Source organism: Paraburkholderia fungorum (genome assembly GCF_902833645.1).
Lineage (GTDB): Bacteria > Pseudomonadota > Gammaproteobacteria > Burkholderiales > Burkholderiaceae > Paraburkholderia > Paraburkholderia fungorum.
Window position 1 is genome coordinate 344195 of record NZ_CADFGE010000003.1, and the last position, 17410, is coordinate 361604.

Genomic DNA, 17410 nt, shown 5'->3' on the forward strand with positions numbered 1-17410 from the left:
TCACCACCGGCATGGCGACACAATCAGCACCGCGATGTCGGTGGCGATCAGTGCGAACACGAACAGCGTACTGCTCATCACCCCCACCCGCGCGAGGAAACCATCCAGCAGACCAGGTTCATCATTCGCATTGCCTGGCATTCCAGAGCGAATCCGTTTGACAAATCGGACGTTGTGCCATGCAGTGACGGCACCACAACAGCCAAGCACCAGACAGACGGCGTTGACGACGAGAATGGCCGCATTGAGCCACGGTATCGCCGGGGCCGCCAGCGGACGCGTGTGAGGAAAGCAACTTTGTGCGGCCAACGCCTCTGTGATGCCCATCTGCACAACCCATGCAAACGGCGCGGCAAGCATGCCGATCAACACGCGCGAGCCGTGCAGACGTGGCATACCGGCGAGCGTCGACGCATGCGCCGGTGGTGGCGTGTCAATTCTGGCCGGACTCATGATGCGCCCCGCAACAGATAGGGCGTCAGATACAAGGTGGTGAAGATAAACAGCCACACCACATCGACGAAATGCCAGTACAGGCCGCCGATCGTCAGCGCGACGCAGCGCCGTTCGTCGAAGTAGCCAAACGCCGTCCACAACAGCAGCAGGAACAGCACGACGATGCCCACCGCGACGTGCATCATATGAAAGCCGGTGATCGTAAAGTAAAGCGAGCTATATAGCTGCGCAGTCAGTCCGTATGGGTGGTTATGCCATTCGCGCAACTGGATGCCCATGAACGTCACGCCGAGTACAACTGCCACCGCCATCGACGCAACGCCCCAGCGTAAGCGTCGCCGCCGCACGCAGCGCTCGCAGAACCAGACAAAGCCGCTGCTCGACAGCAGGATACCGGTGTTGAGAATGCCGAGACCAAGCTTGGGCAGCCCCTCCGGCGGCCATTGCTGACCGGTTTGCGACGCAAGGTACAGATACGAAAAGATCAGATAACCGAACAGCGCCCCCTCGGTAACGATCAACGTGAGACACCCCCACCAGCCGCCGGAGCGCTCGCCGGCACTGCCGACCGGCAGGGTGTAGTCGCTGCGTGCTGTGAGTGCGTCCATGTCAGTCCCCCGCGTCGGTCACGGTCTGCGGTTCGCGCTGGATCAGCGCGCGTTCGGGCCACAACCACACGACGATGGTGACTGCACACGCGAGCAGCGCCGCCGCGGTAAAAATCCCGGCGCGCAGCGCGAGCCCGGCGAACACCAGCGTCGCGAACAGGCCGAGCCAGAACGGCGCATACGAGTCGTCCGGCATTTTCAGAATCACATCCGGTCTGCCTTCCAGCGCCGTGGTGCCGAGCGCCTCGCGGCCTTCGCCTAGCAGGAACCCTTCATCGAGCTTCGAACGTTGACGTGGCGCCTCGCCGGCCGTCCCCTCCTCCATGCGCCCTTCCCACAGCGGGTGCCGACTCGCGACGAACGGCAGCACCGCGAAGTTATACGGCGGCGGCGGCGACGAAACGGACCATTCGAGCGTCGGCGCATCCCACGGGTTGTCGCCGGCAATCGCACCATGCCTGATGCTATACAACAGATCGACAAGGAAAATCAGCACGCCGAACGCGAACACGAACGAACCGAGCGACGTTACCATGTTCACGGTATTCCAGCCCATATCGGGCGGATAGGTATAGATGCGCCTCGGCATACCCAACAGCCCGGCGATATGCATTGGAAAAAACGCCACGTTGAAACCGACGAACATCACCCAGAAGCCGATCTTGCCAAGCCGCTCGCTCATCATCCGGCCGGTGAATTTCGGAAACCAGAAGTAGATTCCGCCGATCACCGGAAACACGTTGATGCCGAGCAGCACGTAGTGCAGGTGCGCGACCACGAAATACGTATCGGTCAGTTGCCAGTCGAACGGCACGGCGGCCGTCATCACGCCCGACACGCCGCCCACCACGAACAGCAATACAAAGCCGGCGAAGAACAGGAACGGCACACGCATGACCGGCCTGCCCGTCCAGATCGTCGCGATCCATGCGAACGTCGCGACCGCGCTGGGCACCGCGATCACCATGCTGGCCGAGCCGAAAAATGACAGCGCGAGCGGCGGAATGCCAGTTGCAAACATATGATGGATCCACACGACAAAGCCCACCAGCATGGTCGCCACAGTGGAGATCGCCACCGGTCCGTAGCCGACCAGAGGTCTGCGGCAAAACACCGGCAACGCATCGGAGACGATACCCATTGCCGGCAACACAACCGCGTACACCCACGGGTGCGCGAAAATCCAGAACAGGTGTTGCCACAGCAAAGGCCGCCCGCCGTTGAGCACGTCAAAGAAATGGGTCCCTACGCGCCGGTCCAGCCAAAGCAGAAAAAACGCCAGGCTCACCGAAGGAACTGCCAGCAGGTTGGCGCCCGAAGCGGTCAACGTGCCCCACACCAGCACCGGCAGCCGGTCGAGCGACATACCCGGCGCACGCATTCGCAGCAGCGTGACGACAAAGTTGATCGAACCGACGGTGGTCGAAATGCCGAGCAGCACCATCCCGAGCGCATACACGTCGATGTTGGGTCCCGTGTTGTACTCGAGGCCGGATAGCGGCACGTAGTTGAACCAGCCCGCATTCGGCGCTTCGCCAAGTGGAAAGCTCGCATAGAGAAACAGGCCCGCGAACACAAACACCCAATAGGAAAATGCATTGAGGCGTGGAAACGCCATGTCGCGCGCGCCGAGAATCAGCGGCCACAGATAGTTCGAGAAGCCGGACAGCACGGGCAGCGCGTACAGGAAAATCATCGTCACGCCGTGCATCGTGAAGAGCTGGTCGTATTGTTCGGGCGTGAGCAGCGTCGCGTTGGGGCGCGCCAGTTGCAGACGCATCAGCAGCGCTTCAATGCCGCCCGCCAGCAGGAACAGAAAGGCGGTCACCAGGTAGCGCAGACCAATGGTCTTGTGATCGACCGTCGAGAACCAGCCGCGCCAGCCCGGCCGCGCTTCCCATAGCTCCCGCAAGCGCTTCTCCTCAGCACTGCCTGCTTCGATACGGCCGACGCGCAATGTGCGCGACAGCCGTAACGGGTCGGCTTGCGCGGGTGACACGGTGGGTGCGGCCATCGGCTCGACTCCTTTGTCAGTGCAGCGTGGACAGATACGCGGACAGCGCGGCGGCATCGGTAACGCTTAGCGCGATGGACGGCATCAGCGAGTCCGGTTTGATCCGTTGCGCGTGCTGGACCCAGTCGAGCTGATGCGCGGCGGTATTGGTCAGCGCGCCGGCGGCCAGCAGCCGGCGCGAGTCGAGATGCGTCAGATCGGGCGCCTGCACGCCCAGCGCATCGGTGCCGCGCACCGTGTGACAGCCGGCACAGCGCTCGCCGAAGAGCCGCTGACCCGCCACTGCTTCCGCGCCGCTCACCGGTTGCGCGGCCTGCCCCTGAGCGCGGCGCCACGCGTCGAAATCCTGAGCGCTTTGCGCGACCACCTCGAACGCCATGTGCGCATGCTGCGCGCCGCAGAACTGCGAACACTGCCCGCGATAAGTGCCCGGCTGATCGGCCTCGATCCATTGTTCGTTGGTCTGCCCGGGAATCGCCTGGGTTTTGCCGGCCAGCTGCGGCACCCAGAACGCGTGAATCACATCGGCGCTCTGCAATTCGACCTTCACCGGTTCGCCCACCGGAATATGGATTTCGTTGGCGGTCACGAAGTTGCGAGCCGGGTCGGGCGCATCGCTGTAAGCGACTTTCCACCACCAGTCGTAGGCGGTGACGGTGATTGTCAGGTTCGGCTGCCGGACCGGCGACGCGACGGTTTCGAGCGTCATCAGCACATAGACAAGCGTCGCGAATAACACGACCGACGATATCCCCGTGCCGACATAGACCCACGCCATTCCGCCTCTATCCCCATGCAACGTGGCCGGGTCGGCGCGCGGCCGTCGGCGCATGATGGCTATACACAACAGCACCGCCACCAGCACCGACACCGAGACGGCCAAGGCGGCGAGCATCCAGCCGAGGCGCATGGTGGGCACGGCAGCAGGACCGGCCGCGTGCAGAAAATAGTTGAGCGGCGCGCCGCCCGGCGTGCCTTGCGCGGCGGCGGGCGGCGCGCCGAACGCTACGGCGAGCCATGCCGGCACCGCCCATCTGCGCATGGCAGGGCCGCCGCGAACTGTCGTTGCGAATCGTCGCCGTATCCGCATCCGTGCCGTCTCCGTGAACTCTGGTTTCTACGGCAGGACGCGCCGAACAAGAAGGTCCTGCGTGTGTGCAGGTAGCAAAAAACAGGCCGCGCCGCAAAAGGCCGGAGTCGGCAAACGCGTGTAACGCCATGCAGGTGTGCCATCCCGAAAGCCGTGGCAGCAGGGCCAAACGGGCACATCGATTGCTGACCTACGTCGATACGCCGTAGACGCACGCAGCCGACGCAACGCACCGCCAGGGGTGCGCGTTGCGCCGACAAAATGTCGCCCGCCGTGTGGACTTCTGGCGCGATCCGAATGCAGGTCTTGACGATCACGCTGTCACGTTTTGCGAAAAAAGTACCCTTCGTCGGAACAAATTCCAATGTCAGATCAAAGCGCCTCCTCTCAGACCGACCAGGACCGTGAAAGAACCGGTGACCCGCCGGAGGGCACCCCCAGCAATCAACATCAGCAGAGCAACCAGGACGGCAAGGAAGGCAAAGACGGCGACTCGTCGGACACCCGCAAGCGCTCCGGCAAGAAACCTTTGATCATCCTCGGCGCGGTAGCCGTTCTGCTCGCGATTGCCGGGCTCGTCTGGTGGTTCGCGACTCGCAATCAGGTCAGCACCGACGATGCCTACACGGACGGCAACGCCATCACGATGGCGCCGAAAGTATCGGGCTACGTGGTTCGGCTCGCGGTCAACGACAACGTCTATGTGCACAAAGGCGACCTGCTGCTTGTCATCGACAAGCGCGACTACCAGGCGCAGGTGGACGCGGCACGCGCGCAACTGGGCCTCGCGCAGGCCCAGTTAAACGCGGCCCAGGTACAGCTCGACATTGCGCGCGTGCAATATCCCGCCCAGTACCAGCAGGCGAAAGCGCAGATCTCGTCGGCTCAGGCGAACTACCATCAGGCGCAGGCTGCGTACGAGCGCCAGCATGCGGTCGACCAGCGCGCCACCTCGCAACAGAATATCGACACCGCCGACGCGCAGCGGCAAACGGCCAGCGCCAACGTCGAACAGGCCCGCGCGCAACTGCAAACCGCGAGTCTCGTGCCGCAGCAGATCAGACAGGCCGCAGCCGCCGTAGAAGAACGGCGTCAGCAGGTTCAGCAAGCGCGCGCGCAACTCGAGCAGGCCGAACTCAACCTCTCGTATTGCGAAGTGCGTTCGCCAACGGACGGCTGGATCACGCGCCGCAACGTGCAATACGGCACCTTCCTGCAGGCAGGCGTATCGCTCTTTTCGATCGTCACGCCGCAAGTCTGGATCACCGCCAATTTCAAGGAGTCGCAACTCGAGCGTATGCGTCCGGGCGACAAGGTGAACGTCGAAGTCGACGCCTACCCCAAGCTCGATCTGCACGGCCATGTCGATAGCATCCAGCTTGGCAGCGGCTCGCGCTTCTCGGCGTTTCCCGCAGAAAACGCAACGGGCAATTTCGTCAAGATCGTCCAGCGAGTCCCCGTGAAGATCGTGATCGACGACGGTTTGCCGCGCGATCGGCCGCTCGCGCTCGGCTTGTCGGTGACGCCGAAGGTTTACCTCAAATGAGCGCAAGCGACGCAAGCGGCTCGAATCCGCCCCAGCAGGACGGCGCGCAGTCGAACTGGCAGCCCGCCGGCAACCCCTGGTTGATTGCCGTGGTTGTCACGCTCGCCGCGTTCATGGAAGTGCTCGACACGACGATCGTCAACGTGGCGCTGCCGCATATTGCCGGCACCATGTCGGCAAGCTACGACGAAGCCACCTGGACATTGACGTCGTATCTGGTCGCCAACGGCATCGTGCTGCCTATTTCAGGATTTTTGGGCCGTGTGCTGGGCCGCAAGCGCTATTTCCTCGTCTGTATTGTCGCGTTCACGATCTGCTCGTTCCTGTGCGGTATCGCAACCAATCTCGGGCAACTGATCGTATTCCGGCTTCTGCAGGGCTTCTTCGGCGGCGGTCTGCAGCCGAATCAGCAGTCGATCATTCTCGACACCTTCCCGCCCGCGCAGCGCGGCCGCGCGTTCTCGATCTCGGCGGTTGCGATCGTCGTCGCGCCCGTGCTGGGCCCCACGCTCGGCGGCTGGATCACCGACAATTTTTCGTGGCGCTGGGTGTTCCTGCTCAACGTGCCGGTGGGCGTGCTCACTTCGCTGGCGGTGATGCAACTGGTCGAAGATCCACCGTGGCGCAAACGCGAATCGAAGGTGTCGATCGACTATATCGGCATTGCGCTGATCGCAATCGGTCTCGGCTGCCTGCAGGTCATGCTCGATCGCGGCGAGGACGACGACTGGTTCTCGTCGCCCTTTATTCGCACCTTTGCGATCCTGGCGGCGCTGGGAATCGCCGGAGCGATCTGCTGGCTGCTGTATGCAAAGAAGCCTGTTGTCGATCTGGACTGCCTGAAGGACCGCAATTTCGCGCTCGGCTGCGTGACGATCGCCGCCTTCGCGTCGGTGCTTTATGGCAGCGCGGTACTGGTGCCGCAACTCGCGCAGCAGCAACTGGGATATACGGCGATGCTGGCCGGGCTCGTGCTGTCGCCAGGCGCACTGCTGATCACAATGGAAATTCCGCTTATCAGCAAGCTTATGCCCTATGTGCAAACGCGCTTTCTCGTCACCTGCGGATTTTTTCTGTTGACGTGTGCACTCGCCTATTCGCATACGCTCGTGCCGGATATCGACTACGCCACGCTCGTCAAGATGCGCAGCGCACAGTCTCTGGCGATCGGCTTCCTGTTCGTGCCGATTACCACGCTCGCCTATCTGACCGTGCCGCAGCGCCTGAACGACGATGCGTCGGCGCTCTTCACGATGTTTCGCAATGTGGCCGGTTCGATCGGCATCTCGCTGTCGACGGCATTGATCCGAGAGCGCACCCAGGCGCGCATGGCCCACCTGTCCGGGCATCTTTCGCCGCTCTCGCAAAACTATAACGACACGCTGCAACGCACCGCGCAAACCGTCGCGGATATGACGGGCCAGCCCTTCGCGCAGGCCTTGCAGACCGCGTCAGGACGCCTCTACGAAACCTTCATTTCACAAGCGACGATTCTGGCCTATGTCGACGTGTTCGCGATTCTCGCGGTGTTCTGCTTTCTGTGCATTCCGGTCACGTTCTTCTTTTCGCCGGCCAAAGCGGCCGGCGGTGCGGGAGGCCACTGACATGTCGCGTGTGGTCGCCGCTCTTTCACGGCGTGTGCTGATCGTGGCGCTTGCCGGCTCGCTTGGCGCATGCACGGTCGGTCCGGATTTTCACGCGCCGCACGCCGATGTTCCCGCGCAATGGCACGATCCGCAGCAAGCGGCGTCCGCAGCAGGTGCGGCATCGTCCGAGGCGGCGGCTTCAAAGCCGACCGAGGACTCCGATCCCGATCCGCGCTGGTGGCGCAGCTTCGGCGACCCGACACTGGACGCGCTGATCGACCGGGCCGCCAAAGGCAATCTCGATCTGCAGGAGGCGCTGCTGCGCATCGTCGAAGCGCGCACCCAGGTGCAAAGCGCCGCCGCTCAAGGACTGCCGGATGTGCGCGCCACCGGCAGCTATGCGCGCGAACAGCTTGGTGTCAAAGGTTTCCTCGAATCGCAAGGGGTGTACGACAAAGTCGACCAACTGGGTGCGCCGAACTCGCCGGTCAATCAGATAGCGCCGGGCGCGGGCGCCGCAGTGCGAAACGGCGCCAACAACCTCCTCGATCAACTGACAGCGCCCGTCAATCTCTGGCAAGCCGGCTTCGACGCGTCATGGGAACTCGACCTGTTTGGCCGCGTGCGCCGTTCGGTCGAAGCAGCCAGGGCACAAACCCAGGCCGCCATCGAGAGCCGCAACGACGCATTGCTTTCGCTGGAGGCGGAGGTCGCGCAGACCTATGTGCAATTGCGCGGCGCACAAGCGCAACGGCAGATCGGCGCCAACCTCGTCGACCAACAGCGCGAGATCGTGACACTCACACAGAGCCAGGCGCGGGTGGGCCTCGCCAGTGAACTCGACGTGAAAAGCGCGGCCGCGCAGCTCGCGCAAACGCAAGCGCAGTTGCCCCAGTTCGATCAGCAGATCGCCCAAGCGCTGAATGCGCTCTCGTATCTGCTCGGTGAGCCGCCGGGCTCGCTTGCCGGCGAACTCTCGGCGCCTGCCGCCGTGCCGCCGGTGCCGCCCGCGGTGCCGGTGGGGCTGCCCGCCACGCTGGCGCGGCGGCGGCCGGACATCCGTCGCGCCGAGGCGAATCTGCACGCGGCGACAGCCAATGTCGGGGTAGCGGTCGCCCAGTTCTACCCCGACATTTCGCTGACCGGCGAAATCGGTACACGCGCGACCCACGCAAGTGATCTGTCGCGCTGGTCGCATCTGTTCTATTCATTCGGCCCGAGCATTTCGCTGCCGGTGTTCGAAGGCGGTGCGCTCGTGTCGAACCTGCGTCTGTCGCAGGCGCAACAGGCAGAAGCAGCGCTGGACTACCGCAAGACCGTGCTGATGGCGCTGCGCGACGTGGACAATGCGCTCGCGGTGTACCGCACCGATCAGGACCGCCGCGCCGCGCTCGACGCGGATGTCGCCGCGCAGCAAGCCGCCTTCGAGCTGGCGCGCGAAAGCTACCGCAAGGGTCTTGTCACGTTCATCAACGTGCTCGATGCCGAGCGGCAACTGGCACAGGCCCGCCAGCAGGACGCGCAAGGCACGATGCAGGTCAGTACCGATCTGGTTGCACTTTACAAGGCGCTGGGCGGCGGCTGGCAGGACGCAGCAACAGCGGCCGCTGCACCGCGCGCGCCGCATCGGTTCGAACCGATGCCGCAGTAGCAGCATCAAGGCGACAGATACGGAGCACCGTGCGCACGGCCGGCTCAGTGACTGGCGCTTCGCCGCGAAGCACACGACCATCTTCCTGCCGCGCGTATTTCTTTCGAAGCGGGCTCCACCGGCGGCCCAATGGAGATTCCACCCGAAGAGAGGCTCGACCATGCAACTCATGCCACTTGTCCTCACCTGGCAAGACTTCGCTATCCGCCTGGCGGTGGCGCTGGCCGTCGGCACCGCGATCGGTTTGAATCGCGGCGAATCGGGCAAGCCCGCAGGCTTGCGCACGACATTGCTGGTTTGCCTCGCCGCCTGCATCGCGATGCTTCAGGTCAATGTTCTGCTGCAGCAAGCCGGCAAACCCGAACATTCATTCGTCGTGCTCGATCTGATGCGTCTGCCGCTCGGCATCCTGTCCGGCGTCGGTTTCATCGGTGCCGGCGCGATTCTGCGCAAGGACGGTCTCATCACGGGTGTGACGACCGCCGCCACGCTGTGGTTCGTCACGGTGATCGGACTATGCGCGGGAGGCGGCCAGATTGCGTTGGCCGCCGCAGGCACCGCCCTTGGACTCGTCGTGTTGCAGGTGCTGGGCGTGCTCGAACGCCATCTGCCGCGCAATCATCACGCATGGCTAACGATCGAATACGCCGCTCTATCGCACGAGCGCGACGCAGCGCTCGCGCGTCTCGAACAACAGCGCTGCCACGTGGAGTCGAAGGGCATGCGCATGAATGCAAGCAACGGACTGCTTGAGGAGCGCTTCGACGTCCGCTGGCGCGCGACGCTGAAGAACGACGCGGTTGAACGCGCGATGAACGCGCTCGTCGGCGCCAGTCGTCACGCCGCGTCATGGTCTGTCGAGGAATGAGGCCGGCCGCCATGCCGCATCACGCCGGAACGGACGTATGAACGCCGTCGGCTCGCAAGGAGGTGTATTACGCGCGGGCCGTCAACGTCGCCGGTTGGCGCACGCGAATTCTTACGTTGTCTTTACCGTTTCTACGCCGAACCAAACAAAACAGACAGGTACGCGCGTTGCTCGACGTTGGAATACGCGCACTCAACCCGCGCTGCCGGACGCTGTGGATCACGCGTATTTACCTGACCTCGGGCGCGGCATGGCGTTACGCGTTGGACGCGACTCATGCCCGTCATCCGTTTGTGGAGACTGCAATGACTCAAACCGTCGGTGATTTTATTGTAGAAAGACTGCATGCCTGGGGCGTACGGCGTATCTACGGGTACCCGGGAGACGGCATCAACGGCGTGTTCGGTGCGCTGAACCGGGCGAAGGGAAAGATCGAGTTCATTCAGGTCCGGCACGAGGAAATGGCGGCATTCATGGCCTCGGCGCATGCGAAGTTCACCGGCGAATTGGGCGTATGTATCGCCACTTCCGGACCGGGCGCCTCGCATCTGATCACCGGACTTTACGACGCCCGTATGGATCATATGCCCGTGCTGGCGATTGCCGGTCAGCAGGCGCGTGCGGCACTCGGCGGCCACTACCAGCAGGAACTGGATCTGGTGTCCATGTTCAAGGACGTCGCCGGTGCGTTCGTCGAACAAGCCAGCGTGCCGTCGCAAGTCCGGCATCTGGTCGACCGTGCGGTACGTACCGCGCTGTCGGAGCGCAAGGTCACGGCAATCGTGCTGCCCAACGATCTGCAGGACCTCGCCTATGAAGCGCCGGGCCGCAAACACGGCACCCTGCACTCCGGAGTCGGCTACCGCGCCCCCCGACTCGTTCCCTACCCTGACGATCTGCAGCAAGCTGCCGAGGTGCTCAACGCCGGCAAGAAAGTCGCCATTCTGGTCGGCGCCGGCGCGCTGCACGCTACTGACGAAGTCATCGCCGTCGCGGAAAAGCTTGGTGCGGGCGTTGCCAAGGCCCTGCTCGGCAAGGCCGTGCTGCCGGACGATTTGCCCTGGGTCACGGGTTCGATCGGGCTGCTCGGCACCAAGCCCAGCTACGAGCTGATGAGCGAGTGCGACACCTTGCTGATGATCGGCTCCGGTTTTCCCTACTCCGAGTTCCTGCCGAAAGAAGGCGCCGCCCGCGGCGTGCAGATCGACCTCAAGGCCGACATGCTGAGCTTGCGCTATCCAATGGAAGTCAACCTCGTGGGCGACAGCGTCGAGACGCTGCGCGCGTTGCTGCCGCTGCTCGAACAGAAGCAGGACCGCGCATGGCGCAAGAAAATCGAAGACTGGACGGCCGACTGGTGGAAGACGCTCGACAAACGCGCCCATGAAGCCGGCAAGGACGGTATGAACCCGCAGCGCAGCGTCTGGGAACTCTCGTCGCGCATCCCGGCAAATGCGATCGTTACAAGCGATTCGGGCTCATGCGCGAACTGGTATGCACGCGATCTGAAGGTCCAGCGCGGCATGATGTGCTCGCTCTCAGGCGGTCTCGCATCGATGGGCGCGGCGGTGCCCTACGCGATCGCCGCAAAATTCGCGTATCCCGAGCGGCCCGTGATCGCGCTGGTCGGTGACGGTGCGATGCAGATGAACAATATGGCGGAACTCATCACGGTGGCCAAATACTGGCAACAATGGGCCGATCCGCGCTGGATCTGCATGGTGCTCAACAACGGCGATCTGAATCAGGTGACGTGGGAGCAACGGGCGATGGAAGGCGATCCGAAGTTCGAGGCGTCGCAGAACATTCCTTCGGTGCCCTATCACCGTTTTGCGGAGTTGATCGGTCTCACCGGCATTTACGTCGACGACGCCGAGCGCATGGGCGAAGCATGGGACCGCGCGCTGTCCTCGGACCGCCCGGTCGTGATCGAGGTGAAGGCCGACCCGAATATTCCGCCTCTGCCGCCGCATATCACGTTGGCGCAGGCGAAAGCATTCGCATCGACGCTCATCAAGCGCGATCCGAACGAAGGCAACGTGATCGTCGAGACGGCGAAACAGGTACTCGACGCCGTGCTGCCGGGGCATCGCGACAAATGACGCCGGACGAATTTTCGCGTGACGCGCGTGATCTGCCTCGGTTATGTCTGGGGCACGATGGCAGCGCTAAAGCGCATGGCCCCTGCGCGACGCCCTCATCGCATTGACAAATGTAAAGTCCGACGCCGACAGGTCCCGCCTCGTCGGCGTCGCGTGAACATGCGGATATCCCGCAAGCGCGGACAGCGGCCGCGCGCCCATTACGCGCGGCGCGGCTGACTCGAGAGTTGCTCGATCAGTTTCCTGTTGAATGCGGGCAGATCGTCCGGCTTGCGGCTCGTGATGAAGTTGCCATCCTCGACAACCTGTGCGTCCACCCACGTGCCGCCGGCATTGCGGATATCGTCCTGCAAACTTGGCCAGCTCGTCATCTTGTGGCCCTTGACGATGCCCGCCGAGATCGGCAGCCAGCCGCCATGACAGATCACCGCCACGGGCTTGCTGGCGCCGTCGACGGCACGCACGAATGCCTGTGCTTCCGGAATCACGCGAATCGCGTCGCTGTTCACCACGCCGCCGGGCAACACCACCGCATCGTAATCGTCGGGACTGACCTTATCGAACGTGACGTCCACGTCGACTGTTTCACCTTTGTCGACGTGCTTGAAGCCCTGAATCTTGCCCGGTTTTTCCGAGATCACGTGCACCTCGGCTCCGGCGTCCATCAGCGCGCGCTTCGGTTCGAGCAACTCGGCCTGCTCGAAGCCGTCAACCGCGAGCACCGCTACCTTGCAGCCTGCGAGTTTATTGGCCATTTCTCCTTCTCCATTGGAAAACCTACAGAAAATCAGCGACGATCACATATCCGGTCCGATGCTTCCAGACGCTTCGTCGCCCGTGAAAGCCACCGCCGCACGATTGCGTGCAACAGCAAAGCTCGCAGGATTCGCCGCATGCGCCGTGCCTGCCGCGCCCGAGGAAACCGCAACTCACGTCATACATCTGTCCCGGCAGGCGTGCGACCGGCATCGCCCTGTTCGTGCTTCTCTACTCGCGTCTCCGCCTGCTTTTGCGCAGCCTGCGCGCAACGCCGCAGCAACTGCTGGAACGACGCAACAACGGGGACCGTGCGCGCCGGCACCGCGACGGACGAATAGTCACTCGTGGATTCGCCTGCCGCCGCCATGCCCAATACCACCGCACGGGACAACCGCGCTTCGCTCAAGCGAAGCACCAGGTTCCGCAGATAGGGCGGCAATTCGCTTGCGTCGAACGAAATCACGCATATCAGCTGATGCGAGGCGAGCCGGGCTTCGTCAAGACGCCCTGCTGCAAACCGCTCATAGCTTGCCTGCGATGCGTCGAAACCGTGCCTGTTCAGCAGTTGCACGGCGATGGTGACCAGCAGATCGTCCAGCTTGCCTCGACCGCCTATACACAGCACGGGTACGCGTTGCAACGGCTCGCCGTCCGCTCCGAGTGCCATCACATCGCCGGCCTCTTTCAGTCCGGCGACGACCGCATGCGTCGCCGACCGCAGCAACCTGATCTGAGCGGCCGGCACGACACCGCGCCGGATGTCGGCGTGTGCCATCCGCAGGCCGGCCAGCACGGCGGTGTCGTAATACGCCGCCAGAGAGCAGTTTTTCAGCATTGCGTTGGCCTGCTGCAACGCCTCCATCGGATCGTTGGCGAGCAGGCGCTGATAGAGATTTTCCGCCGGCGTGAGCCCAGGGCGATCGCCGAACAGGACATCGAGAAATTCAAGCCGCTCGACGTGGCGGCCGAGCGTCACCGCGCACAGCATCAGCGGGGTCGAAAGCACCAATCCCACCGGTCCCCACAGCCAGCTCCAGAAAATTGCCGCGACGATCACGGCAAGTGGCGAGAGTCCGTTGCCATGCCCGTACACCAGCGGCTCGATAAACTGACTCGCTACGCCCTCGGTCACGGCGAAGAGACCCACGGTGCCAACCGCCATCAACCAGCCGGGGCTGACCGCCGCGGCCATGACCGTGGCCATGAATGCCGCGATCCAGGCGCCGACGTACGGCACGAATCGCAGTAGCGCCGTCATCACGCCGAACAGCAGCGAGCCTGGCATCCCGATGATCGCAAGGCCGATTGCGACGACGCCGCCGACGCCGGCATTGATCGCCAGTTGCATCGCAAAGTAGCGGCTCAGGCGGCCTGCGGCTTCGCCGATTGCCGTTGACGTGCGATGCAGGTCGCGCGAGCCGAAGAGCCGGATCATCCGGTCACGCAAGCGTTCGCGCTCAAGCAGGATGAAGATGGTGACCACCAGCACGATACCGGCTGTCGCGAGAGGACTGACCACGGGCGACAGATAGCGCTGCGCCAGATCGATCGGCGACGGCGTGGGTTCGTGCACCTCGACGGGTAGTGGCGTACTTTCATTCGCGGAAACGGGGTTGTCGGTCCTGCGCGCGTCGCGTGACGGCGGCGTAAAGCGCTTTAACGCACTCGACGTCATCGCGAGCAACGTGTCAGCGCGACCGAGCGTATTTTCCTGCACGACGTTGAGCTTGCGTTCAATGGTCCGCTGATACTGCGGCAGCCCCTCCGCCAGTTGCGCCACCTGCGCGCCGATCAGCACACCGACCGCCGACAGGGCTGAAAGCGCGAATAGCACCGCGACGATCACCGACGGCAACCGTCCAAGACGCAGCCGCCTGAGCAACCCGACGAGCGGCGCAACGATGAAGCTGAGCAGCACGGCCAATGTGATCGGAATCAGCACGCCCCGCCCGACATACAGCGCGGCGATTACGACCACGCCGCTCGCCAGCGAATTCAACGCTCGCAAACTCTGTGCAGCAGGGGCCAGTTCCGGGCGGACCGGCGACTGACGTGGGGGTATGCGGCTGTTCATGACGAGGGGCGAGCTGGGAGGGGCGCTATTCGCATAGCGAACCCTGTGCAAGCGCCGTACCCGGCGAGCGGGCGTCGCGAGCCGGAGGGCCGCCGCAGGCGCAGCGAAGAAAAGCTGTCTTTTCAGCATGCCTTCCGTCTACGAGACGCCCGATCGGGCACAGGTTATGCGCTCCGGACATCGAAGTGAAGCCAGTCAACCACCCCGCATATGGAGAGAAAAGATGAATACCCATGCAGGACGTTCACAAGACGAACGTGTCGCCGCACGGAAACATCGGAAACAGCAAGCGCAAGAACAGCCGGGAGGGCCAAAAGCTGTTGAAGGGACCCAACCCGATGCAACGCATAGCAGCGGCGAATTGTCCGAAGAAGGAAGGGAAGTGTGGCGCAGAGGAGCAGGTATCGACGGAGGTGGGAAGACGCGCTGACGAATTATCCGCTCGAACGGCTATGAGGATGCAGTCCGGTTAGCTGATCTGTAACCTCTACAACAGCGCGTAAATCACGAACCTTACGTCCCGTCGCGCGAGTCCTCCGGCAATGTTCTCGCCAACGTGCCATCTTTCTTCGGAATGCGCATCATGGAAAGTCAATACAACGGATACTCCATCCATGTCTCGGCCAGTCTGATCGATGGTGAGATCGTGGGCTACGCGCGCATCTATAACTCGCAGGTCGATGCCGCTGTGGCCGAAGATACACACGAGATGGAATTCCATCTGCCGTTCGTCGACGAACATGAGGCAATGGCGCTTGCACGCGAGCGCGCCGTTGCCTGGATCGATGAACATTCGCCGTGACGTCTCCCACAGAGGGAAGGGGCGCGTGCGGCGACCTGGTCGGCGTAAGGCCAAAGTCTTTGCGGCCCAATGCAAGAGGCCGTTTCTAACTCGCTATGGCAATGACATTGCATGAACGCCTGCTCGTCATCTCGCCGCATCTAGACGACGCGGTTCTCAGTTGCGGCCTGCTGCTTGCCACCCGTCCGGCGGCGCTCGTGTGTACTGTTTTCGCTGGAGCACCGAGCAATAACATGACGACCGACTGGGACCAGGCGTCCGGATTCCCCGACGCGTTCACAGCGATGTCCACACGCAAAACGGAGGACGTCCACGCTCTCGCCCTACTGGGCGCCCATCCAATCCATCTTCCTTTCCGCGACGCGCAATACCACCAGCCGCCGCCTCTCGACTCGCTGGCCGCCGCTCTGGCGCAAATAGTCACGAAGGTCGACCCGGTGACAGTAGTCATTCCACTGGGTCTGTTCCATTCAGACCACAAACTGGTGGCCGACGCATGCCTCGCGATGCTGCGGGGCATCCCCGCTCCCTCGATGTACGTCTATGAAGATGTGCCATACCGGCGCATACCCGGCGTGGTGCAATCGCGCCTGGGCGAGCTCGCACGGCGCGGCTATGTAGCGAGTCCAGAGGACGGTCTCGGCGCGCAAGCAGATGCGCGGCATCGGCAAATGAAGCAGGCGGCGATTGGCGCGTATGAAAGTCAGTTGCGCGCATTCGGCCCAGACGGAAGAGCCGGTCTCGTCGCACCCGAACGCTACTGGCAGCTTCGCGATAAGGAACGCACAGCCGGGATGGGCGAATGCCGCTCGAACGCGATCTGATGGGCACGGCGCTTGCGCGATTGTTCTGCCCGTCGCCAGAAGGAACGCACTGCATGGATTTGAAACGGTTTGATCAACGAATTTCCGTTGTCGTCCTGACCTGCAACCGGGCTGACGAACTGACGACGACTCTCGAGCATCTGCTTGCCCTTCCGGAAAATCCACCTATCGTTGTCGCTGACAATGGATCGAGCGACGGTACCGTCGCGCTCGTCAGGAAGCGGTTCCCAATGGTCCGCGTGATCGAATGCGGAGGCAATCTCGGCGCCGCCGGCCGCAACCGTGCGGTCGCGTGCGTGCGCACCGATTACGTGGCCTTCTGCGATGACGACACGTGGTGGGCACCCGGCTCGCTCGAGCACGCCGTGCAACTGCTCGACGCGTGGCCGACCGTGGGCGTGCTCAGCGCGCGCGTGGCCGTCGGCGATGATGAAACCACCGACCCGACCTGCGCCGCGATGCGCGCGAGCCCGCTCGGCAGCGACGGGCTGCCCGGCCCTGCGCTGATCGGCTACATGGCGGGCGCGTGCGTGTTCCGGACCTCGCTGTTTCGCGCCGTGGGCGGCTACGAGCCACGACTGTTTATCGGTGGCGAAGAAGAACTCGTGGCGCTCGACGTACTGGCAACGAATCATTCAATCGTCTATTGCGAGCAAATGACGGTGCACCATCATCCGTCGGTTGTGCGCGACAGTGGCTTGCGACGCCGCATGCTCGCGCGTAACGCGGCATGGATCGCATGGTTGCGTCTGCCGTGGCCGCAAGCATGCCGCGCGACGCTACGCGCACTGGCTGCGCTTACGCGTGAAGGCAGCTTCGTGCACGACAGCGTTGCGTTGCTGCACGGACTCATGTGGGCACTGCCGCGTCGGCGCGTAGTGCCGCCGGCCGTACTGAGCCTGCGCGAACGCGTGCATGCCGTCGAGCAATCGACGGGCGAGATGTCAGCGAAGGACCGCGCCGAGGCCGTCGTGGGCGAAACGGAAGCCCGTACTTGAGCCGATACTGAGTTGATGCAGCGAGCGGCCGA

14 protein-coding genes are annotated in these 17410 nt (G+C 63.2%); 8 read left to right on the top strand and 6 right to left on the bottom strand.

Features of this window, described 5'->3' with window-relative positions; genetic code table 11:
• Genes HWX91_RS12710 through coxB form a run of 4 tightly spaced genes read right to left on the bottom strand, consistent with a single transcriptional unit; the run spans nt 1 to nt 4120 of the window.
• Nucleotides 1-453: a hypothetical protein gene (locus HWX91_RS12710; protein ID WP_244144059.1), complete on the bottom strand. Its 453-nt coding sequence runs from the start codon at nt 451-453 to the stop codon at nt 1-3.
• A complete protein-coding gene (locus HWX91_RS12715; protein WP_028194092.1) occupies nt 450-1064 on the bottom strand; it encodes a cytochrome c oxidase subunit 3 in 615 nt (204 codons plus the stop codon). The genes HWX91_RS12710 and HWX91_RS12715 overlap by 4 nt, the downstream gene beginning before the upstream one ends.
• Nucleotide 1065: 1 nt before the next feature.
• Nucleotides 1066-3078: a cytochrome c oxidase subunit I gene (ctaD, locus tag HWX91_RS12720; protein WP_042273626.1), complete on the bottom strand. Its 2013-nt coding sequence runs from the start codon at nt 3076-3078 to the stop codon at nt 1066-1068.
• Nucleotides 3079-3094: 16 nt separating this feature from the next.
• Complete coding sequence (coxB, locus tag HWX91_RS12725) at nt 3095-4120, bottom strand: cytochrome c oxidase subunit II (RefSeq protein ID WP_042273628.1); 1026 nt, start codon at nt 4118-4120, stop codon at nt 3095-3097.
• Between the two features lie 412 nt (nt 4121-4532).
• On the opposite strand from coxB, the gene HWX91_RS12730 reads away from it, so the two are divergent.
• The 5 genes from HWX91_RS12730 (at nt 4533) to HWX91_RS12750 (ending at nt 11921) form a co-directional block, all read left to right on the top strand.
• Nucleotides 4533-5714 (top strand): HlyD family secretion protein, encoded by a 1182-nt coding sequence (locus HWX91_RS12730; protein WP_028194095.1) that lies wholly within the window; start codon nt 4533-4535, stop codon nt 5712-5714.
• Nucleotides 5711-7318 carry a DHA2 family efflux MFS transporter permease subunit gene (locus HWX91_RS12735; protein ID WP_028194096.1) on the top strand — a complete coding sequence of 536 codons (1608 nt, stop codon included), beginning with the start codon at nt 5711-5713 and terminating at the stop codon, nt 7316-7318. Before HWX91_RS12730 ends, HWX91_RS12735 begins: the two co-directional genes overlap by 4 nt.
• Before the next feature lies 1 nt (nt 7319).
• Nucleotides 7320-8951: an efflux transporter outer membrane subunit gene (locus HWX91_RS12740; RefSeq protein ID WP_042273630.1), complete on the top strand. Its 1632-nt coding sequence runs from the start codon at nt 7320-7322 to the stop codon at nt 8949-8951.
• A gap of 160 nt (nt 8952-9111) precedes the next feature.
• Nucleotides 9112-9819 carry an MgtC/SapB family protein gene (locus HWX91_RS12745; protein ID WP_035519163.1) on the top strand — a complete coding sequence of 236 codons (708 nt, stop codon included), beginning with the start codon at nt 9112-9114 and terminating at the stop codon, nt 9817-9819.
• A 305-nt stretch (nt 9820-10124) separates the two neighbouring features.
• Nucleotides 10125-11921, top strand: a complete 1797-nt coding sequence (locus HWX91_RS12750) for a thiamine pyrophosphate-requiring protein (protein WP_028194097.1) — start codon at nt 10125-10127, stop codon at nt 11919-11921.
• 200 nt (nt 11922-12121) lie between these two features.
• Here HWX91_RS12750 and HWX91_RS12755 read toward each other — a convergent pair whose 3' ends face one another.
• Together HWX91_RS12755 and HWX91_RS12760 are read right to left on the bottom strand one after the other, a co-directional pair.
• Nucleotides 12122-12676: a type 1 glutamine amidotransferase domain-containing protein gene (locus tag HWX91_RS12755; protein ID WP_028194098.1), complete on the bottom strand. Its 555-nt coding sequence runs from the start codon at nt 12674-12676 to the stop codon at nt 12122-12124.
• A 179-nt stretch (nt 12677-12855) separates the two neighbouring features.
• Nucleotides 12856-14754 (bottom strand): AI-2E family transporter, encoded by a 1899-nt coding sequence (locus HWX91_RS12760; protein ID WP_081832898.1) that lies wholly within the window; start codon nt 14752-14754, stop codon nt 12856-12858.
• Between the two features lie 583 nt (nt 14755-15337).
• Between HWX91_RS12760 and HWX91_RS12765 the strand changes: the two genes are divergently transcribed.
• The 3 genes from HWX91_RS12765 (at nt 15338) to HWX91_RS12775 (ending at nt 17378) form a co-directional block, all read left to right on the top strand.
• Nucleotides 15338-15556 carry a hypothetical protein gene (locus tag HWX91_RS12765; protein ID WP_042273809.1) on the top strand — a complete coding sequence of 73 codons (219 nt, stop codon included), beginning with the start codon at nt 15338-15340 and terminating at the stop codon, nt 15554-15556.
• A gap of 101 nt (nt 15557-15657) precedes the next feature.
• On the top strand, nt 15658-16380 hold the full coding sequence (locus tag HWX91_RS12770) for a PIG-L deacetylase family protein (protein WP_052660619.1): 723 nt from the start codon (nt 15658-15660) through the stop codon (nt 16378-16380).
• Nucleotides 16381-16433: 53 nt separating this feature from the next.
• A complete protein-coding gene (locus HWX91_RS12775) occupies nt 16434-17378 on the top strand; it encodes a glycosyltransferase family 2 protein (protein WP_028194101.1) in 945 nt (314 codons plus the stop codon).
• Nucleotides 17379-17410: the final 32 nt, after the last annotated feature.